20 protein-coding genes are annotated in these 19,128 nt (G+C 37.6%); 10 read left to right on the forward strand and 10 right to left on the reverse strand.

Annotated elements, in window-relative coordinates; translation table 11 throughout:
* Positions 1–738, reverse strand: a complete 738-nt coding sequence (locus tag GILLI_RS06365; RefSeq protein WP_006988285.1) for a murein L,D-transpeptidase catalytic domain family protein — start codon at positions 736–738, stop codon at positions 1–3.
* Positions 739–1,145: 407 nt separating this feature from the next.
* On the opposite strand from GILLI_RS06365, the gene gpmI reads away from it, so the two are divergent.
* The 6 genes from gpmI to GILLI_RS06395 all read left to right on the forward strand — a co-directional run bounded on the left by gpmI (position 1,146) and on the right by GILLI_RS06395 (position 5,897).
* Positions 1,146–2,663 (forward strand): 2,3-bisphosphoglycerate-independent phosphoglycerate mutase, encoded by a 1,518-nt coding sequence (gene gpmI / locus GILLI_RS06370; RefSeq protein WP_006988286.1) that lies wholly within the window; start codon positions 1,146–1,148, stop codon positions 2,661–2,663.
* Positions 2,664–2,674: 11 nt separating this feature from the next.
* Entirely contained in the window at positions 2,675–3,244 is a 570-nt protein-coding gene (locus tag GILLI_RS06375; RefSeq protein WP_006988287.1) for a thioredoxin family protein, read from the forward strand.
* 68 nt (positions 3,245–3,312) lie between these two features.
* Positions 3,313–3,741 (forward strand): BT0820 family HAD-type phosphatase, encoded by a 429-nt coding sequence (locus tag GILLI_RS06380; RefSeq protein WP_006988288.1) that lies wholly within the window; start codon positions 3,313–3,315, stop codon positions 3,739–3,741.
* Positions 3,738–4,553: a type I methionyl aminopeptidase gene (map, locus tag GILLI_RS06385; RefSeq protein ID WP_006988289.1), complete on the forward strand. Its 816-nt coding sequence runs from the start codon at positions 3,738–3,740 to the stop codon at positions 4,551–4,553. Before GILLI_RS06380 ends, map begins: the two co-directional genes overlap by 4 nt.
* On the forward strand, positions 4,546–5,109 hold the full coding sequence (locus GILLI_RS06390) for an NUMOD4 domain-containing protein (RefSeq protein ID WP_006988290.1): 564 nt from the start codon (positions 4,546–4,548) through the stop codon (positions 5,107–5,109). Before map ends, GILLI_RS06390 begins: the two co-directional genes overlap by 8 nt.
* Positions 5,106–5,897 (forward strand): class I SAM-dependent methyltransferase, encoded by a 792-nt coding sequence (locus GILLI_RS06395; protein ID WP_006988291.1) that lies wholly within the window; start codon positions 5,106–5,108, stop codon positions 5,895–5,897. Before GILLI_RS06390 ends, GILLI_RS06395 begins: the two co-directional genes overlap by 4 nt.
* On the opposite strand, the gene GILLI_RS06400 is transcribed toward GILLI_RS06395, so the two are convergent.
* The 8 genes from GILLI_RS06400 to GILLI_RS06435 form a co-directional block, all read right to left on the reverse strand.
* The gene (locus GILLI_RS06400) at positions 5,883–6,920 is read right to left on the reverse strand and encodes an FAD:protein FMN transferase (protein ID WP_006988292.1); all 1,038 of its coding nucleotides are present in this window, start codon (positions 6,918–6,920) and stop codon (positions 5,883–5,885) included. The genes GILLI_RS06395 and GILLI_RS06400 overlap by 15 nt on opposite strands.
* Complete coding sequence (locus GILLI_RS06405) at positions 6,898–7,257, reverse strand: hypothetical protein (protein WP_006988293.1); 360 nt, start codon at positions 7,255–7,257, stop codon at positions 6,898–6,900. The genes GILLI_RS06400 and GILLI_RS06405 overlap by 23 nt, the downstream gene beginning before the upstream one ends.
* 112 nt (positions 7,258–7,369) lie before the next feature.
* The gene (gene nqrF / locus GILLI_RS06410; RefSeq protein WP_006988294.1) at positions 7,370–8,659 is read right to left on the reverse strand and encodes an NADH:ubiquinone reductase (Na(+)-transporting) subunit F; all 1,290 of its coding nucleotides are present in this window, start codon (positions 8,657–8,659) and stop codon (positions 7,370–7,372) included.
* 15 nt (positions 8,660–8,674) lie between these two features.
* Entirely contained in the window at positions 8,675–9,289 is a 615-nt protein-coding gene (nqrE, locus tag GILLI_RS06415; protein WP_006988295.1) for an NADH:ubiquinone reductase (Na(+)-transporting) subunit E, read from the reverse strand.
* A 23-nt stretch (positions 9,290–9,312) separates the two neighbouring features.
* Complete coding sequence (locus GILLI_RS06420; protein WP_006988296.1) at positions 9,313–10,059, reverse strand: NADH:ubiquinone reductase (Na(+)-transporting) subunit D; 747 nt, start codon at positions 10,057–10,059, stop codon at positions 9,313–9,315.
* Positions 10,060–10,061: 2 nt separating this feature from the next.
* On the reverse strand, positions 10,062–10,805 hold the full coding sequence (locus tag GILLI_RS06425; protein ID WP_006988297.1) for a Na(+)-translocating NADH-quinone reductase subunit C: 744 nt from the start codon (positions 10,803–10,805) through the stop codon (positions 10,062–10,064).
* A gap of 2 nt (positions 10,806–10,807) precedes the next feature.
* Entirely contained in the window at positions 10,808–11,986 is a 1,179-nt protein-coding gene (locus GILLI_RS06430; RefSeq protein ID WP_006988298.1) for an NADH:ubiquinone reductase (Na(+)-transporting) subunit B, read from the reverse strand.
* Positions 11,987–11,999: 13 nt separating this feature from the next.
* Complete coding sequence (locus GILLI_RS06435; RefSeq protein WP_006988299.1) at positions 12,000–13,343, reverse strand: Na(+)-translocating NADH-quinone reductase subunit A; 1,344 nt, start codon at positions 13,341–13,343, stop codon at positions 12,000–12,002.
* A gap of 258 nt (positions 13,344–13,601) precedes the next feature.
* Here GILLI_RS06435 and GILLI_RS06440 point away from each other — a divergent pair, with 258 nt between their 5' ends.
* The 3 genes from GILLI_RS06440 to apaG are packed head-to-tail and all read left to right on the forward strand — an operon-like array spanning position 13,602 to position 16,348.
* Positions 13,602–14,849, forward strand: a complete 1,248-nt coding sequence (locus GILLI_RS06440) for a type IX secretion system plug protein (protein ID WP_006988301.1) — start codon at positions 13,602–13,604, stop codon at positions 14,847–14,849.
* A 23-nt stretch (positions 14,850–14,872) separates the two neighbouring features.
* Positions 14,873–15,958: a DUF3667 domain-containing protein gene (locus GILLI_RS06445; RefSeq protein WP_006988302.1), complete on the forward strand. Its 1,086-nt coding sequence runs from the start codon at positions 14,873–14,875 to the stop codon at positions 15,956–15,958.
* A gap of 3 nt (positions 15,959–15,961) precedes the next feature.
* Positions 15,962–16,348, forward strand: a complete 387-nt coding sequence (gene apaG, locus GILLI_RS06450; protein ID WP_006988303.1) for a Co2+/Mg2+ efflux protein ApaG — start codon at positions 15,962–15,964, stop codon at positions 16,346–16,348.
* 89 nt (positions 16,349–16,437) lie between these two features.
* Here the strand turns inward: apaG and GILLI_RS06455 are convergent, their stop codons facing one another.
* Positions 16,438–17,145 carry an NRDE family protein gene (locus GILLI_RS06455; RefSeq protein ID WP_006988304.1) on the reverse strand — a complete coding sequence of 236 codons (708 nt, stop codon included), beginning with the start codon at positions 17,143–17,145 and terminating at the stop codon, positions 16,438–16,440.
* A 187-nt stretch (positions 17,146–17,332) separates the two neighbouring features.
* On the opposite strand from GILLI_RS06455, the gene pruA reads away from it, so the two are divergent.
* The gene (gene pruA / locus GILLI_RS06460) at positions 17,333–18,961 is read left to right on the forward strand and encodes an L-glutamate gamma-semialdehyde dehydrogenase (RefSeq protein ID WP_006988305.1); all 1,629 of its coding nucleotides are present in this window, start codon (positions 17,333–17,335) and stop codon (positions 18,959–18,961) included.
* Positions 18,962–19,128: the final 167 nt, after the last annotated feature.

Below are 19,128 nucleotides of genomic sequence, written 5' to 3' on the forward strand. Positions count from 1 at the left end.
CTAAGCCCTTATCATTTCAGATTTTTTAGCATAGTTCTTATCGGCAGAATGTATGTATAAAACCGATTTATTTTTAATCACGTCGATTATTTCCTGAGTTAATCCGGTTGGTAATGCAGGGCAGCCGTAGCTTCTCCCCAACCTACCCACATTGTTAATAAATTCTGGGTTTGCATATTTTGCTCCATGAACCACCACATAGCGTTCACGTGCTTTGGAATTAAACTCTTCCTCCATACCATCAATGAACATAGAATATCCGTTTCCGCCATAATAAGTTTCAGCGGTCACAAAAAATCCAAGGGAGCTTTGTAAAGAATTTACAGTATTAGAAAATTGAGTAGCAAACTCTCCACCGGTATTTTTACCGTGCGCAACAAGGTTGTGAAAAAGCACTTTATTATTTTTCATATCAAGAACCCACATTCTTTTCTTTGTAGAAGAAAGACTAAAATCTATAATGGTAAGAATTTCTTTATCGAAAAGGTTTTTATCAGAAAGTTTATAATATCCCATCATTCCGTTTTTAAAACTTTTAAGATTGGGAACATTGGGGTTATTTTCCACAAAAACATCATACAATTGATGGATTTCCTCATCAAGTGTAGTATTTTCATTTGTAGCTCTAAGAAGGGTTTCCGGAATTATAGGAATTTCAGAATTGTTATGGCCGTCTGTGGTAGTAAAGGCGAAAGATGCAGTTAGAACGGCAATTACGGTGAATATTTTATACGTCATATTTGGGAAAAATATATAATTATTTGTTAAATGACTGCAAATAGGATACCAACATACAAAAAATTAATTTCACATAGACCCTGATTAAAAACAAATCCATTTTAAACCCGTTATGAATGTTAAATCATAACAATCAGCGCTTTAATTTAAAACGGCTCTTATAATTACACTATAACAACGAGATTTATTTTAGTTTATTTCATCAATCAGATGAAAACTTCAGGAATTTAGGATGCACCCCACTTTTTAACATTTCAACCCTCATTAATAATTTGGAGCTGAAGGAAAGGAGAAAAAAAAAGAATCTATCAAATGCTATGAAAAATGGGCTCAGGCAAAAGAATTGTTAAGGTTATTAATTACTGCAAATTATAGTTTATATATTTACAGCTTATAAAATTATTGTTATGAATAAGAAAGTGATATTATTGATTTTAGATGGATGGGGAATCACTCAGGACCCGGAGGTTTCTGCGATTGCACAGGCTAATACGCCTTATTTTGATTATTTGATGAAAACCTATCCCAATGCCCAACTTCTTACTCATGGTAAAAATGTTGGTTTGCCAGATGGGCAAATGGGAAATAGTGAAGTTGGACATATGAATCTGGGTGCAGGCCGGATAGTCTATCAGGATTTGGCAAAAATAAATTTGGCCGTGGAAAACAACAGTCTTATCAATGAGCCTATTTTGGAACAGGCCTTTAATTATGCAGTTGAAAACAATAAGCCCATTCACTTTATGGGTCTTTTAAGCGATGGCGGAGTGCACTCGCACATAGATCATTTAAAAGGATTATTAACCGCTGCCAACGAATTTGGGGTAAAAGAAAAATACGTTCATGCGTTTACAGATGGTCGTGATGTTGATCCAAATTCCGGAAAAGGATTTGTTGCGGAATTAGAGGAGCATTTAAATAAAACCGGAAGCAAATTAGCCAGTGTTATTGGCAGGTATTTTGCCATGGATAGGGATAAACGCTGGGAACGGATTCAAAAAGCCTATGATTTGATCGTTTCCGGAAAAGGTAAAAAAACCCAAAATGCGCTGGAAGCTATTCAGGAAAGTTATGATACTAAAGTAACCGATGAATTTATAGAACCAGTTGTGCTTACCAAAGAAGATGGAACCCCGGTTGCTACCTTAAAGGATGATGAAGTGGTGATCTTCTTTAATTTTAGAACAGATCGCGGAAGACAACTTACCCAGGCGCTTACTCAGGAAGATTTCCCGGAATACCACATGAAAAAGATGCCCTTATATTTTATAACACTTACAAAATATGATGACAGTTACACAAATATCAATACTGTTTTTAAAAAGGATAATTTAAAAACAACTTTAGGAGAGGTTTTGGAATATATGGGGAAAACCCAGATTAGAATTGCCGAAACTGAAAAATACCCACACGTAACCTTTTTCTTTTCTGGTGGTAGAGAAAAACCGTTTAAAGGTGAAAAACGAATCATGTGTAGTTCTCCCAAAGTTGCAACTTATGATATGCAACCGGAAATGAGCGCCAATGAAATCGTGGAGAAGATCATTCCCGAGATAAAATCCCAGTCTGCCGATTTTATTTGTCTGAATTTTGCCAATCCCGATATGGTAGGCCATACAGGAGATTTTCAGGCAGCCATTAAAGCTGTGGAAGCGGTAGATAAGTGTACCCGGGAAGTAGTAGACGCCGCTGTTGAAAATGACTATAGCGTGTTGGTTATTGCGGATCATGGAAACAGTGAAATGATGATAAACCCAGATGGTTCTGCAAATACTGCCCACACAACCAACCCGGTTCCCCTTATATTAGTAGACAAAGATGTAAAATCTATAAAGGGCGGTAATTTAGGAGACATTGCACCGACTATCCTAAAACTAATGGGGATTACAAAACCCGAATTAATGACGCAAAATCCTTTAATTTAAAAAAAATGAAAATGAGTTTATACCTTTTATTCTTAACTATTATCACCTCTTGTGGAAACAGCAATGAAACCGCGAAAACTGAAGAAGTGAAGACTGAAGAATTTTTAGTGCAGTCTGAAATTGAAGATGAGAATGAAGATCAAACTATGTTGATTGGAAAAATTACAAAAGAGGATCTTCAGCAAGCCCCTTATGCCCGATGGTTTAATGATGAATATGAAAGTTTTAATCCTTCTGATGAAGCCATTGAAACGATTAAAAATAACATTTCAGAATATGAAATAATGGTTTTTATGGGCACCTGGTGCGTGGACAGCAGAAGGGAAGTTCCAAAACTATTTAAAATTCTGGATGAAGCAGGATATGATCTTTCAAAACTTACAATTATAGGTGTTGATAGAAATAAAGTAACTCCCGAGAAAACCGAAGCAAACTGGGATCTTGACCGGGTACCTACTTTTATTTTCACGAAAGATGGTAAAGAAGACAATCGTTTTGTGGAATATCCAAGAATTTCCATCGAGGAAGACATTGCCAACATAGTTACTGGACAGGCGTATAAGAATTCATATTTTAATTAATTCTATACGCTTAAAAATCAATGCTCTAAAAGTAGTTTGAAAGCATTTTTCTTGTTAACTTTAAATTTATGTCCAAACATTTGACAATTGCAGTAGATTTTGACGGAACAATTGTAGAAAACCGGTTTCCAAATATTGGCAAACCAATTTTATTTGCCCTGGAAACATTGAAAAAATTACAGGAAGAAGGACATCAGTTGATTTTATGGACCTATAGATCCGGGAATGAATTACAGGAAGCCGTGGCGTTTTGCAATTCTAAAGGGATCTATTTCTACTCGGTTAACAAAAGTTATCCGGAGGAAGAATATGATCATTCCATCAGCCGAAAAATTCAGGCAGATATTTTTATAGACGACAGGAATATTGGGGGATTGCTAGGTTGGGGAGAAGTTTATCTTAGGTTGGGCAACGAATCCTCAAACGAAGCAGAAAAAATCCTTCAGAAAAAAAAATCAAAAAAAAGCATATTGAGCTTGTTTAAATCTAAATTATGATAATTACCAAAACAAGGGAAGAAATAGAATTGATGCGGGAAAGCGCCCTGGTGGTTTCCAGAACCCTTGGAATGATCGCTTCAGAAATAAAACCAGGAATCACAACCCTTCAGTTGGATAAATTGGCAGAAGAGTTTATAAGGGAGGAAGGAGCAATTCCCGGATTTTTAGGATTATATGATTTTCCAAATTCGCTCTGCATGAGCCCAAATGCTCAGGTTGTTCATGGAATTCCAAACAACATTCCCCTGGTGGAAGGCGATATTATCTCCATAGATTGCGGAGCCCTTAAAAATGGCTTTTACGGAGATCACGCTTACACTTTTGGTATAGGAGAAATTTCAGAAGACACTAAAAAACTATTACAAGTAACCAAAGAATCACTTTATAAAGGAATAGAAGAATTTCGAATTGGCAACCGGGTTGGGGATGTTGGGTTTGCTATTCAAAAATATTGTGAAGCTCATGGATATGGGGTTGTGCGTGAATTGGTGGGTCATGGACTGGGAAAAACTATGCATGAAGATCCCGAAATGCCAAATTACGGGAAACGTGGTCGTGGAAAGAAATTTATTGAAGGAATGGTTGTCGCAATTGAACCTATGATTAATTTAGGAACAAAAAATATCAAACAGCTTAAAGATGGCTGGACAATACTCACGGAAGATAATAAGCCAAGTGCACATTTTGAGCACAATGTGGCAATTGTAGATGGAAAACCTGAGTTGCTTTCCACCTTTAAGTATATTTATGAAGCATTGGGTATCGAAAGTACCGAAGAAGATAAATACAAGACTAAAGTATATGATTAAGAACTATCGTCAGGAACAGTGGAAAACCTTGCACAAGGAAACTTGGCAGGATAGATTTGTATATAAGGTATCCAGTTATGGACGTATTATAAGCTTTGTAAAAAATCCAGAGGGGGAAATGCTCAAGGGTGGAAAGACAGTAGGCTACCCTTCTTTTGTGGTACATCTAAAAAACGGGAAAAAGAAAAATTATTATTTCCACAGGGTTATAGCCGAATTATTTTTAGATAAAGCAGAGGATGCAGATTTTGTAATTCACAAGAATTACGAAAAACATGAGAACGAGGCAAATAATCTTGCCTGGGTTAATAAAGCGGAGTGGGTACAACACCAGTATGGAAATCCCAACGTTCAGGAAAATAAGCTAAAACGGAAATTGAGAAAAGTGACCTCCTATTCCAAGCTGTCCTATGCTCAGGCAGTGATCCTCAAAAAGAAATTACTTGATCCCAACCGCAAAACCAGGATTAGGATTTTAGCCAAACAATTTGGAGTTTCAGAAATGCAATTGTACAGGATCAAATCCGGAGAAAACTGGGGTGATATTAAAGTATGATAAAACAGCTTTTTAGACTCACCTTAAATTCCATCCCACGTCCTCTTCTAATAAGATTGAGTTATTTGGCAAAACCAGTTCTTCAGTTCGCCTTAAAAGGATCTTCCTATGTAGATCCTATCGATGGGAAAAGTTTCAGAAAATTTTTACCTTATGGATATGAAAATCAGCGGGAAAACGTACTCTCCCCTTCCACCCTTTCTCTGGAACGCCACAGGGTTTTATGGCTGTATCTTAAAAATGAAACCGAATTCTTTTCCAAAAAGTTGAAGGTTTTACATTTTGCACCAGAGCAGGCATTTTATAAACGATTCCGGAAATTATCCAATTTAGAGTATACCACCACCGACTTAAATTCGCCGCTCGCGGATGTAAAAGCAGATATTTGTGATTTGCCTTTTGAAGATGACACCTACGAATTCATCCTTTGCAATCACGTTTTAGAACATATTCCGGATGATACAAAAGCGATGCAGGAAATCTATAGGATCCTTAAGCCTGGAGGAACCGCCATTTTACAAATTCCGCAGGATTTGAACAGGGAATTCACATTTCAGGATGACAGTATAACTTCACAAAAAGAACGGGCCAGAATATTTGGCCAATATGACCACGTTAGGATTTACGGAAAAGATTTTTTTCAGAAATTGAGAGCTATAGGTTTTGAAGTGGAAGAAGTGGATTATAGTTCCGGGTTAACTTCTTCTGAAATCAACAAATATCGCCTTGCTAAAGGAGAAATTATACCTGTATGCACCAAGCCCATAAGCCCATCAATCAAAGTTTAGAGCGTCTTTAAATCCCTGTGAAGTATAAACATTCACATCTTCATCGGCTTCTGTATAAATAAAATACACGTCCACGTCTTCCAGATTATTCAGCATTTCTTTAGATTTTTCAAAACCCATGGCCATAAAGGCGGTTGCATATCCATCGGCCAAAGCGCAATTCTCTGCTAAAACAGAAACACTCAATAAATTGCTTTTTTCAGGCTTACCGCTTAAAGGGTTTATAGTATGTACAAAACGCTCCCCGGTAACACTATCTATCCTAAATTTTCTATAGTTTCCAGATGTAGCCATCGCCCGATTTTTAAGATTCAAAGTGGCCTGGAGCGTTCTGTTCCCCTCGGTTTGTAGAGGATTATCTATGGCCACGACCCAGGGTTGCTGCCTACCCTGGTTAATCCCTTTCGCAACAAGTTCCCCTCCCAGTTCAATCAAATAATCTTCTACATTTCTACTGTTGAGATAGCGGGCAATGACATCTACGGTATACCCTTTCGCGATGGCATTAAAATCTATATAGACTCCGGGAAGCTGTTTCTCAATTGTATTATCTAAAGTTAGCTCCAGTTTATTAAAACCAACATACTGCAATATCGAATCGATTTCTGAGGAGCTTAAAGAATCCAGATTTTTATCGGGTCCAAAGCCATATGCATTTACAAGATTACCTACTGTAGGGTCAAAATACCCATCACTCTCCTTATATATTTTTTCTGAATACCGAAAAACCTCTTTAAAATTCTCATCAACCTTTATTCCTGTTGACCCTAAATTGATCTTAGATATATCTGAATCCTCCTGATACGTGCTCATAGAGTTGTTTATGACGCCAAATATAGAATCTAAACCCGCAGCCAAATTCAATTCTTCGGGATGAAAAAATTTAAGCTGGTACGTAGTACCCAAAGCGGTTCCTGTAAAGATTTGTTCATTTGGTCCCTTTTTTTCACAACCGGTAAAAGCAACTACCAAAAAGCTGACAACAACTAATAACTGACTTTTAAATCTCCTGTAATCCATCATAATTCACAATATAATCTTCATCTTTTGTAATAGGTAATTCATAATCTTTGGAATTCGCGATACCCACCCCGGCATAAAAAGTCCTGGCATTAAATTTAAGGGCGTGTTCCCTGATACCTTCCATAAAGATCTGGTCGATTTTTTTAGGATCATCGGGATAAAGAACTGCCCTTACCACTACAAAATGGAGCTTCTTTTCCTTTAAAGCCACAAATTGCGGATTGGTTTTTAACTCACTTTTAATTCCCAGAAACTCATATCCCTGATCTTCGAGATCCTTCCCAACGATATTCATCGCCAGGTTATGAAGTTCCTGTTTGTTTAGTTCATTTTTCATAGCAAGTTCTAAAATACGAATATTACAGCGGTATAAAACAGAAGTTGTACTAATAAAAATGGACCTACTGAAAATTCAGCAGGTCCATTTGTAGCGATAGATAATTTAAATATTATCCTCCAAAATCATCAAATCTTACGTTTTCCGGCGGCACTCCATAATCGTCTGTCATTTGTTGTACAGCCTTATTCATAAGTGGAGGTCCACAGAAGTAATATTCAATATCTTCTGGTTCTTCGTGAAATTTCAAATAGTTATCAATTACAACCTGGTGAATGAAACCTACAAAACCATCCCCTTCATCTTCAATATCTTTTTTAACCTTCCAGTTATCCTCTTCCATAGGTTCAGATAAAGCCAAATAAAATTTAAAGTTAGGGAAATCTTTTTCCAAGGCTCTGAAATGATCTGTGTAGAACAATTCTCGTTTAGAACGACCACCATACCAGAAAGTAACCTTTCTTCCTGTTTTCGCAGTTCGGAAAAGGTGATATAAATGCGAACGCATTGGAGCCATTCCGGCACCACCACCTACATATAACATTTCCGACTCGCTTTCATTGATAAAGAATTCTCCGTAAGGTCCTGAAATAACAACTTTATCGCCTTCTTTTCTGTCAAAAATGTAGGATGAAGCAATCCCGGGATTCACATCCATCCATCCGTTTGTAGCTCTGTCAAAGGGAGGCGTTGCAATACGCACATTCAACATAACCCTTCTTCCTTCTGCAGGATATGAGGCCATTGAATAGGCGCGTTCTACCGTTTCCTTGTTTTTCATTACCAACGGCCATAATTTGAATTTATCCCATTCGTCCTTAAATTTTTCAGGATCTCCGGGATGTTCTTCAGGATGGGCGGAAATATCCATATCCTTGAACTGAACCTCACAGGAAGGAATTTCAATTTGAATATATCCTCCTGCTTTGTAATCCATATCTTCAGGAATTTCAACAACAAATTCCTTGATAAAAGAGGCCACGTTGTAATTGCTCACTACGGTAGCTTCCCATTTCTTAATTCCAAAAACCTCTTCCGGGATCTGGATTTTCATATCCTGTTTTACCTTTACCTGGCAACCAAGCCGCCAACCGTTGGCAATTTCTTTCCTTGTAAAGTTAGGTTCCTCAATTGGCAGAATGGCTCCACCGCCTTCAGAGACTATACATTTACATTGTAAGCAGGTACCCCCACCACCACAGGCAGAAGGTAAGAATAACTTGTTTTCACTTAAAGTTGAAAGCAATGTCCCACCGGAACCAACCTCAAGATCCTTTTCGCCGTTTATTTTTATTGTAACCGGTCCCGAAGGAACTAATTTTGCCTTGGCTCCCAATAGCAGGGAAACCAATAATAAAATTAATACCAGGAATATAATTACACTTGCGATAATAACTGTCATTATTTCTATTTTTTATTAAATTTCAATTCCCATAAAGCTCATAAACCCTATTGCCATAAGCCCTGTAATAATAAAGGTAATCCCAAGACCTTTTAAGGGTGCAGGCACATTGGAATAAGCTATTTTTTCACGAATGGCTGCTATTGCCAGAATAGCCAGGAACCATCCCACTCCACTTCCAAGACCATATGTTATAGCTTCGGAAACCGCATCAAAACTTTTTTGTTGCATAAATAAAGATCCACCCAAGATAGCACAATTTACAGCGATTAGAGGTAAAAATATACCCAGAGCCCCGTACAATGCCGGTGCAAATTTCTCAACAATCATCTCTACCAATTGTACCATAGAAGCGATTACCGCAATAAACATTATAAAACTTAAAAAGCTTAAGTCAATATAGGCATATTCAGGATTCAACCATTCTAAAGCTCCCGGCCTCAATAAATATTGATCTAACAAGTAGTTGATTGGCACTGTAATTCCCAAAACAAATATTACCGCAGCTCCTAAACCAACAGCTGTCTTTACCGTTTTTGATACCGCCAAATAGGAACACATTCCCAGGAAGTAGGCAAAAATCATATTTTCTATGAAAATACTTCGTACAAATAAATTTACATATTCCATAATTCTAATTTTGCTGTTGAAATTTAGTTTTGTTCGATTAACTTACGGTTCCTTGCACGTTGCACCCATATAAGGATACCTACAATAATAAGGGCCATAGGGGATAACAACATCAATCCATTATTCTCATATCCAAATGAGTAAAGTCCGGTAGATTCTGCCATTGTAGCAGCTTTGTGACCCAATACTTCAAAACCAAATAATTTCCCAGATCCCAGTAATTCTCTAAAAAAGGCTACTATTATCAATATTATTCCGTATCCCGCAGCATTACCAATTCCATCAAGAAAGGATTTATAAACCCCGTTACCCAAAGCAAAAGCCTCGAGACGTCCCATGATAATACAGTTGGTTATAATAAGTCCCACAAATACCGATAATTGCTTACTCACATCATAGGCATACGCTTTTAAAACCTGATCTACCAAAATAACCAGGGAAGCAACGATAATAAGTTGTACAATGATCCGGATCCTGTTTGGAATAAGGTTTCGCAAAATGGAAACGATCATGTTTGAAAACGCCATTACTGCGGTTACTGCCAAAGCCATAACGACTGCCGGCTCCAATTGAACCGTGATGGCCAATGCCGAACAAATACCCAATACCTGAACGGTGATAGGATTGTTATCATCAAGAGGATCTGACAATAATTTTCTGTTATTTTTCGATAGAAAATGTTCCCGCTCTGCCGTATTGGACAGGAATAAGATCATTTCTTTCTTTTTCGCCTCCTTTTCTACAGAAGTTGATGTTATCTCTTTAGCCATAATTATTGAATTGCTACTTTAATTTCCTGTTGTGTTTTGAAGTAAGGCAAATAGTGTTGAAGTCTTTCTGAAATCATATCAGAAACCCCATCCCCGGTTATAGTCGCACCGGAAATAGCATCTACTTTAAAATCAGACTTATCCGTAGGATCGGGACTTCCTTTAACTACCGAAACTCCAATTAGGTTGCCGCTTTCATCAAATATCTTTTCATCTGTAAATCGCTCCCTGAACCATACCTGAGTGATTTCAGCGCCTAATCCCGGTGTTTCGGCCTTATGGTCAAAAACAGCTCCTTTTATAGTATTTACATCATCTTTAAGTGCGATATATCCCCAAATGGCATCCCATAAACCTTTTCCTCTAAGAGGCACAATATAATATTTCTCTCCTTCTATATCTGCTATATATAAAGGGAAGACTTGATTTGGTGCTGGCCTTTTCAATTCTTTTGCCAGGTCTACCGTAAAGGCATCTGCTTGTTCATTAACACTTCCATCAGAATTTAGTGCTATCGTTTCGGTAATGTATTGATTGTATAATTCTTCAGATCCTGCCCTATCGACTTCAATACCTACAGTTGCAAGGATATTCTGCATTTTCTCCTGACGAACATTTTCGTTTTGTAATGGCTGCAATGAAGTCGCTGCAAAAGCGAGTACGCTTCCAACTACTACAACCATTATAATAGCAAACATAAATGTGTACCCGTTGCTATTTGTTTTATTTACTGCTTTCTCTTCCATAACTAAACTGCTGTTTTAATTTGTGTGGCACCAGATAATCGTTTCTTTCTGCTTTTCACATTGGCCTGTATCACATAATGATCTATAACCGGTGCAAATACATTCATCAATAATATAGCCAACATGATCCCTTCGGGATAAGCCGGATTAAAAATCCTTATCATCACCGCAAATAATCCTATTAAAAATCCATAGATCCATTTTCCCTTTACTGTCTGCGCAGCAGAGACCGGATCGGTTGCCATAAATACAACTCCAAAAGCCAGTCCTCCAACAATTAAATGTTGATACCAGGGAAAGTTCGTAAGATTGTTCCCCTCAACACCCATGGATGGTAATGCATTGAAAATAAGTGCCATTACTGCAGCTCCTATAAATCCGCTCAAAATAATCCTCCAGCTTCCTACTTTGGTAAGTATTAGCAGGAGGGCTCCTGCTAAAATACAGATGGTGGAAGTTTCTGCAATAGATCCCGGTATTACCCCGGAAAACATATTCATCACACTGTATTCTACATTTTCTCCGGCTGCAAGTGTACCCAATATAGTTTCTCCGGAAACTGCATCTACGCTGCTTGCTTCACTCACCCACACTTTGTTACCAGACATATATGTTGGGTACGCAAAGAAAGCGAAAGCCCTGGCCGTTAAAGCAGGGTTTAAAATATTCATCCCTGTTCCTCCAAATGCTTCTTTTCCAATTACCACAGCAAATACTACAGAAAGTGCAACCATCCACAGCGGTATATCTATAGGCATGATCATTGGAATTAAAAGTCCGGTCACCAAATAACCCTCATTTACCTCATGTCCTCTAATAATAGCAAAAAGAAATTCAAGACCTAGTCCAACTCCGTAAGACACCGCAATCATTGGAACAATCTTCAAGGCACCGTGTCCAAAAGCTTCCCAGAAACCAACTTCGGTTTGAATTTGCGACAGGTATTGATATCCACCGTTCCACATTCCAAATATAAGAGCAGGTACTAAAGCCAGAACCACGGTAATCATAGTCCTCTTTAAATCTACTGCATCCCTTATATGAGCTCCTTTTTGAGTTGTGTGATTGGGCGTATACAAGAAGGTGTCCAACGCGTTGATAGCAGGAGCATATTTCTCAAGTTTTTTTCCCTTTTGAAAGGGCTCTTTAAATTTATCTAATCTTTGTCTTATCCATTCCATAATAAAAAATATTTTAGCCTACTTCAGTAATCATTAAATCCAAGCCCAAACGAATTATTTCCTGAGCTTCTATTTTCGAGGTATTGACATAATCTATCAATGCAAAATCTTCAGGAGCTACTTCATAGATCCCTAAATTTTCCATTTTTTCAATATCCCCGGAAATGCAAGCTTTTAAAAGTTGCATTGGGTAAATATCCATAGGCAAAACTTCTTCCATTTCGCCCGTAACTACCAAAGCCCGTTCCTCCCCATTTAAATTGGTGGTAGGCTCAAACTTCTTTTTAGGCATTAACCAGGAAAGGGATGTTTTTGAATTTGAATGAATATTATTATACGTAAAAGGTAACCATCCAAACATTCTATATTGATTTCCTTCCGGAATAAGTGTGATAGAATTATGGTAAAAACCTATATACTGATTATTAGAAATTTTATCCCCGGTAAGGACATCGCCGGAAATTATACGTACACTATCTGGCATTTGCGGAATAAAATCGGAAATATTTGCACCAATTTTGGCCTTGTAATATTTCCTATCCTCAGCTTCACTTCCTGTAACCGCTAGGGTACGGTCTGCATGCAATTCTCCCGTTAAAAAGAGGTTTCCAATTATGGTTACATCCTCAGCTCCAACAACCCAAACTCTTTCACCTCTATTCAAAGGGTCAATTTTATGGATTTGCACTCCTACATTTCCTGCAGGATGCGGACCTTTAACCTTATGTAATTCTACTCCTTTAATCTCTTTCAGGCAGCTTTCAGAACTTGCATCTACAGAAAGGTGCACTTTACCAGAAGTTAATTTATTTAATGCATTTATCCCTTCCTGAAAAGCAGCAACCTTATCTTTAAGAACAAAACCAATATCGGCTGCCAAAGGCGCTGTGCTTACCGCAGAAATAAAAATTGCCTTTGGAGAATCTTTAGGATCTGCTACAATATCATAAGGGCGTTGTTTGATGAAGGCACCGCATCCACTTTCAAGAATTCTGGATTTCACCTCTTCGGGAGCTGCAGTTTCAGCATTCATTTTTCCAAAATCCTTATAAGAATCTGTAGGATGAGCTTCAATAATCACTTCAACAATACGACGCCTTTCTGCGCGTTTAATTTCAATTAGTGTTCCACTTACGGGAGAAGTAAATTTTACCTCTTCTGTATATTTGGAATAAAACAACGTTTCTCCGGCCAGCACGCGAACGCCTTCTTTGAGAGTCATTTTTGGAACAACAGAATGAAAATCCGGGGGTTTAATTGCGTAGGTTTTAGAACGTGGAGCTTCAACTATTTGCTTTTCCGCTTCACCTTTTAATCGTAGAGCAAGCCCTCTTTTTATTCGAATGTCTTTTGACATAGGATGGAGTGTAAATTAAAATTATTTTTAAGTGTGCAAATTTACTAATTTTAGGTCTATAAGACCCAAATAATTCAGTGTTTTTTTGCGCCTATGAAAAAGTAACCGACAAAAAATCAAGACCATAATAAAATTTGTAGTTACTTTTATTTAAAATTAAAAATAAATGACACTTCCATTAGGAAAATTTTCTCACAATTATATGGATGTTACTCGCTATAGCTATCGGGAGTCCGCTAAAAACAATAAAATAAATATATGAAACAAAGCGCCTTATTAATTCTATTTCTTTGTGCAGGCAGCTTGTTTGGACAACCCCAAACAGAAACCTTTTCACCTAACTATATCAAAAGTATAATTTTAAAGGGAAATTTTGAATTTACCGGGAACCCAATTATAATTCAGGGTCAAACTTTAACATTACAATTTGATGATATTATTGGAGACGAAGCCGATTATTACTATACCATTGAACATTTTGACTACGACTGGTCTCCATCAGGTTTAGTGAAAGCTGAATATCTCGCAGGATTTGATGATGTAAGGATCCTGAATTATGAGAATTCTTTTAACACCCTCCAGCCCTATACGCATTATAGTTTAAGGATTCCAAATTCAGAGGTGCAGGCATTAAAGGTAAGCGGAAATTACATGCTCAAGATTTTCAACAGCGACAGAGAACTTGTCTTTTCCCGAAAGTTTATGGTGTATGAATCCTTAGCACAGGTAGCCGTTAACGTGAAAAGATCCCGGGATCTCAACTTTGTAAATTCAAAACAGGTAGTTAACTTTAGCATTAGTTCCCCCGATCTTTTACTTCGTAATCCCAATCAAACTGTGAAGGTTCGTATAATTCAGAATTATAACCTTAAAACGGCTATAGAAAATATAGAACCCCAATATACCTTAGGAAATGAGCTAATTTACAGGTATGATCAGCCAACCTCTTTTTGGGCAGGAAATGAATATTTACAGTTTGACAGCAAAGATATTCGCGCTCCAACAATCAATATCAGCAGGGTAGAATTACTGGATTTGTACCATCATTATCTTTTTACAGATCGCACAAGAGACGGCGAACCTTATAGCTATAACCCGGATATTAACGGGCAATTTGTTATACGGACTTTGCAGGGAGAAAACCGGAATATAGAATCGGAATATGTATGGACACATTTCAGCCTTTTAAATTATGAACCGCTAAATGGAGGAGAACTTCACTTATACGGAGCCTTTAATAATTTTAAACTGGACGATTCAACGCTTATGAAGTACAATAAAAGCTCCGGTTTATATGAAAACGCACTATTATTTAAGCAGGGGTTTTACAATTACAATTATGTTTTATTGAAAGAAGACGGGACTTTGGATGAAGGTTTTATAAGCGGAAATTTCGATGAAACAGAAAATGAATATACCGTCCTGGTTTATTTCCGGGATTTGGGTGCCAGGTATGACAGGATTATTGGTGTAGGAACAGCAAATTCCGTTAATATTACCAACTAATTTTAATTTAATAGTTCCCGGGCATGAACAACAACCGTTCTTTAACTAAATATAGGGGAGACCATTGTTTAAATTGTGAACATCCTCTTGACATAAGCGATAAATTCTGCCCCAATTGCGGTCAATTGAACTCTACAAAAAAGCTCTCTTTTAACGATTTTTTTAAAGAATTTTTCGCAGGGCTTTTCGCTTATGACTCCAGAATAAGAAGAACCCTTAGCACACTTCTTTTTCATCCCGGAAAGATCTCTAAAGAATACATTCGGGGAAAACGGGATTATTATGCCAATCCATTTCGGTTTTATTTAAGCGCATCCATTATCTTCTTTATTATCTGGAGTTTTACCAGCAATTTTGAAGGCATCAACGCCGAAAATCAAGTACCAATCGAGGAGTTGTCAGAAGAAGACACTCAAAAACTAAGGGAAGGAATCGGGCAAATTCCTGCTGTAGGAGGTCAAATAAATATAGATTCCATAATTACCGAAAAACGGGCAGCATCAAAAAAAACCTATAAAGAATATCATATCTCTCAGTTAGAACTGGACAGCCTTACTTTTTTTAACTCCTTCCCAAAGCAATTTGATTTATATACCAGATTTAATAAGGAAACCAAGATCATAACTCCAGGAATAGCGTTAGACAGCCTAAATCATTCTCAATCTTTTTTTAATGGCTGGGTATTTGAAAAAGCTACCGACTGGAACTTTTTCGAATCGAATCCTCAAATTTTTGTGAGCTACTTTATAAGCAAATTACCTTTTATCATTTTCTTTTACCTCCCGGTTTTCGCACTTTTCATCTGGTTGCTCTATAGCTGGCAAAGCTTTAATTACATGGAACACCTCATCTTTGCCTTTCATGTTCAAACTTCATTTTTTGTGATAACGGGAATTGCTTTACTGCTCGACGCTATTTTTGTAACCGATGCCTTCGTGGGTTTTAGCCTTCTTTTATTTCTTTTTTACCTTTATAAAGCTTTAAGACGATTTTATGGCCAGGGTAGATTTTTAACTTTTGTTAAATTTATTTTATTGAATGGAATATTTCTTATTTTAGCACTAATCGCAGCAGCGATCTCTTTGATTGCCTCATTTGCGATATTTTAAGTTATGATCCAACAAGTAACCAGCGGCATTAAGATCTCGGTAGAGACTACTTTTGAAGGCACATTTTATAAGAACTATAAAATTAATTTTGCCTTTGGATACCTCATTACCATAGAAAATCAAAGCAAAGATTCCGTTCAGCTCACTTCCCGGTTCTGGAAGATCAAAGATGCCCTCAATTATACAGAAATTGTTCAGGGAGAAGGAGTAGTAGGCGAAAAACCGGTTTTAAAGCCCGGGGAATCCCACTCTTACAGGAGTGGATGCCTTCTTAAATCTCCCTTTGGCGCTATGAGAGGATACTATAATATGGTTAATTTCACCTCTACACGAAAATTCAAGGTTTCTATTCCTTCATTTAAGCTAAGTGCTCCTTTTGCGATGAACTAGAATGTTGAATGCTGAATTTTGAAGGCTGAATGTTGAATGTTGAATGCTGAATTTTGAATGCTGAATTTTGAAGGCTGAAGGCTGAAAACTCAAAATACCGCTTCGTAAATTTTTCCCTTCTGAAGATCCTCATAGATCATCCTGGTTTTTTCTGAAGTTTTAATTATTTGGGTAATGCTTTTAGTTTTTATGAAGCCTCTATCCATTACCAAATCGATTTCTTTATTCCCTATTCCTGCTGAATGATGGAAGTCCCATACGTTTCCAGAGGTAAGGTTTTTCTTCTGCTGAAGTTCTTCAAACCAGGCTTCCCTAAGGCCTTTCATTTCTGAAGAATATAAAGGTGAAGAGGACCAGATGTAATTTTTAAGCCGAAGCTTTTTCAAGTGGGCTTTATTTCCATCCCATACCAATTCATAAAATAAAAGTTCCTGTTTCCAGTCTGCAAGGATCAGGGTGAATGGCTCGATCCCCTGAAAATTATAGCTGTTAATTTCCAGAAGAGGATCTTCTGCGGCTAAAATATCTTTAACCACTACTCCCCTGCTCACGCGGTAATTGGATGCTCTAATATGCTTTTCAAAACCACCATTCATAAGGCAAACCACCCTTTTATTTGCACTCACTCCTATCCAGGTTCCACCGGCGACGGCATCTTTAGGAAAAAGCAATCGGGTGTTATTTACGGTATAAAAATCCGGAGATATTGTTTCCCTTCCCGGGGCTTCATCCCTATTGGAAGTTAAAATAAAACCGGTATTTTCTTCAGAATTAAAAACAAGGCTTATAGTACACATAAAATAGACTTAAATCAAGACCCTCGGGACAAGCCCGATAAATTGAACCTTAAATGAGGGAATAATTTTATGAATTTACAAAAAAAGTTAAGCTTACGTGAATCCTTGTAAGGTGAATAGATAAAACACTTTAATTTTTTTATCTTTAGCGACCAGAAATAAAAACACATAAAAAGACAAAAATATTATGGGAAAAGGATTTTTTCAAGTTCCAACGGCGGTTAATGAACCAATTAAAACATATGCTCCGGGAACTTCAGAACGGGAAGAAGTATTGCTTACCTACAAGGACATGTTCAACACCAAAATGGAAGTTCCGCTTTATATAGGTTCAGAAGAGATAAAAACGGGAGATACTGCAACCATGCATCCCCCTCATGACCATAAGCATAATCTGGGTATTTATCATACAGCAAAAAAGAAGCATATTACCCAGGCTATCTCCACTGCGCTTGAAGCAAGAAGCGCCTGGGCAAATCTTGAGTGGGAACAGCGTGCGGCTATTTTCCTGAAAGCAGCCGATCTTATAGCCGGACCTTATAGAGCACGAATCAATGCAGCGACCATGATAGGTCAGTCTAAAACTATTTTTCAGGCTGAAATCGATGCCGCTTGTGAACTTATCGATTTCCTTAGATTCAATGTAGAATATATGGCGCAAATCTATGAAGAGCAGCCGGAATCCTCTGAAGGGGTTTGGAATAGATTGGAATACCGCCCGCTGGAAGGATTTGTGTATGCCATAACTCCGTTTAATTTCACGGCAATCGCCGGAAATTTACCATCCAGTGCAGCCTTAATGGGAAATACAGTAATATGGAAACCAAGTGATAGCCAGGTGTATTCTGCCCAGGTTGTTATGGAAGTGTTTAAAGAAGCAGGAGTGCCAGATGGAGTTATCAATATGGTGATGGGAGATCCTGAAATGATCACAGATACAATTCTTGCAAGCCCAGATTTTGCCGGAATTCACTTCACCGGAAGCACAAATGTCTTTAAAGGAATTTGGTCGAAAATTGGACAAAACATCCATACGTATAAAACCTATCCCAGGATCGTGGGAGAAACAGGCGGAAAGGATTTCATAGTAGCACACCCAAGCGCAGTTGCAAAACAGGTTGCTACCGCTATTACCAGGGGAGCATTTGAATTTCAGGGACAAAAATGTAGCGCAGCCTCCAGGGGATATATCCCGAAAAGCATGTGGCCTGCAGTAAAAAATTTCATAATAGAAGATTTAAATTCTTTTAAAATGGGCTCCCCGGAAGATATGACCAATTTCATCACCGCTGTTATTCACGAAGGTTCTTTTGATAAATTGGCCGGATTTATAGATCAGGCTAAAAAAGATAAAGATGCCGAAATAATCGTTGGAGGAAATTATGACAAATCTAAAGGCTACTTTATAGAACCAACAGTTATCCTGACCACTAATCCTAAATATACCACCATGGAAACCGAATTATTTGGACCTGTGATGACTATTTATATTTATGAGGATAAAAAGTGGGAAGAAACCTTAAAACTGGTAGACGAAACCAGTATCTATGGGTTAACCGGAGCCATTCTTTCTACCGACAGGTATGCAGCGGCACAGGCAACAAAAGCCCTTCAAAATGCTGCCGGAAACTTCTATATCAACGATAAATGTACAGGAGCCGTTGTAGGCCAGCAACCATTTGGAGGAGCAAGAGCCAGCGGAACCAATGATAAAGCAGGTTCTAAACTAAATTTATTGCGATGGATCTCTCCAAGAGTTATAAAAGAAACTTTTGTTCCTGCAACAAATTACAGATACCCGTTTATGGGCGAGTAGATTCTTGAAAATAACTAAATTTAAAAGCCACAAACTGAGAAGTTTGTGGCTTTTTTTTTAATTCTCATTTTAAATTGCCTACAAAAGACAGCAAAAAAATTGTAGGACAAAACTTCCTATTTTTAAAAACATCAGTTTATTTTAACGAGGAGTTTCTCCTTTTAACG

This window comes from Gillisia limnaea DSM 15749 (assembly GCF_000243235.1).
Classification (GTDB): domain Bacteria; phylum Bacteroidota; class Bacteroidia; order Flavobacteriales; family Flavobacteriaceae; genus Gillisia; species Gillisia limnaea.

Excerpts from the sequence above, each read along its gene's own strand:
- GILLI_RS06375 (WP_006988287.1), top strand. The coding sequence starts at position 2,675 with ATGAGTTTATACCTTTTATTCTTAACTATTATCACCTCTTGTGGAAAC.
- GILLI_RS06380 (WP_006988288.1), top strand. The coding sequence starts at position 3,313 with ATGTCCAAACATTTGACAATTGCAGTAGATTTTGACGGAACAATTGTA.
- map (WP_006988289.1), top strand. The coding sequence starts at position 3,738 with ATGATAATTACCAAAACAAGGGAAGAAATAGAATTGATGCGGGAAAGC.
- pruA (WP_006988305.1), top strand. The coding sequence starts at position 17,333 with ATGGGAAAAGGATTTTTTCAAGTTCCAACGGCGGTTAATGAACCAATT.
- nqrE (WP_006988295.1), bottom strand. The coding sequence starts at position 9,289 with ATGGAATATGTAAATTTATTTGTACGAAGTATTTTCATAGAAAATATG.
- GILLI_RS06425 (WP_006988297.1), bottom strand. The coding sequence starts at position 10,805 with ATGGAAGAGAAAGCAGTAAATAAAACAAATAGCAACGGGTACACATTT.
- GILLI_RS06440 (WP_006988301.1), top strand. The coding sequence starts at position 13,602 with ATGAAACAAAGCGCCTTATTAATTCTATTTCTTTGTGCAGGCAGCTTG.
- GILLI_RS06420 (WP_006988296.1), bottom strand. The coding sequence starts at position 10,059 with ATGGCTAAAGAGATAACATCAACTTCTGTAGAAAAGGAGGCGAAAAAG.
- GILLI_RS06390 (WP_006988290.1), top strand. The coding sequence starts at position 4,546 with ATGATTAAGAACTATCGTCAGGAACAGTGGAAAACCTTGCACAAGGAA.
- GILLI_RS06395 (WP_006988291.1), top strand. The coding sequence starts at position 5,106 with ATGATAAAACAGCTTTTTAGACTCACCTTAAATTCCATCCCACGTCCT.
- GILLI_RS06445 (WP_006988302.1), top strand. The coding sequence starts at position 14,873 with ATGAACAACAACCGTTCTTTAACTAAATATAGGGGAGACCATTGTTTA.
- GILLI_RS06455 (WP_006988304.1), bottom strand. The coding sequence starts at position 17,145 with ATGTGTACTATAAGCCTTGTTTTTAATTCTGAAGAAAATACCGGTTTT.
- GILLI_RS06365 (WP_006988285.1), bottom strand. The coding sequence starts at position 738 with ATGACGTATAAAATATTCACCGTAATTGCCGTTCTAACTGCATCTTTC.
- gpmI (WP_006988286.1), top strand. The coding sequence starts at position 1,146 with ATGAATAAGAAAGTGATATTATTGATTTTAGATGGATGGGGAATCACT.
- GILLI_RS06435 (WP_006988299.1), bottom strand. The coding sequence starts at position 13,343 with ATGTCAAAAGACATTCGAATAAAAAGAGGGCTTGCTCTACGATTAAAA.
- GILLI_RS06430 (WP_006988298.1), bottom strand. The coding sequence starts at position 11,986 with ATGGAATGGATAAGACAAAGATTAGATAAATTTAAAGAGCCCTTTCAA.
- apaG (WP_006988303.1), top strand. The coding sequence starts at position 15,962 with ATGATCCAACAAGTAACCAGCGGCATTAAGATCTCGGTAGAGACTACT.
- GILLI_RS06400 (WP_006988292.1), bottom strand. The coding sequence starts at position 6,920 with ATGATGGATTACAGGAGATTTAAAAGTCAGTTATTAGTTGTTGTCAGC.
- nqrF (WP_006988294.1), bottom strand. The coding sequence starts at position 8,659 with ATGACAGTTATTATCGCAAGTGTAATTATATTCCTGGTATTAATTTTA.
- GILLI_RS06405 (WP_006988293.1), bottom strand. The coding sequence starts at position 7,257 with ATGAAAAATGAACTAAACAAACAGGAACTTCATAACCTGGCGATGAAT.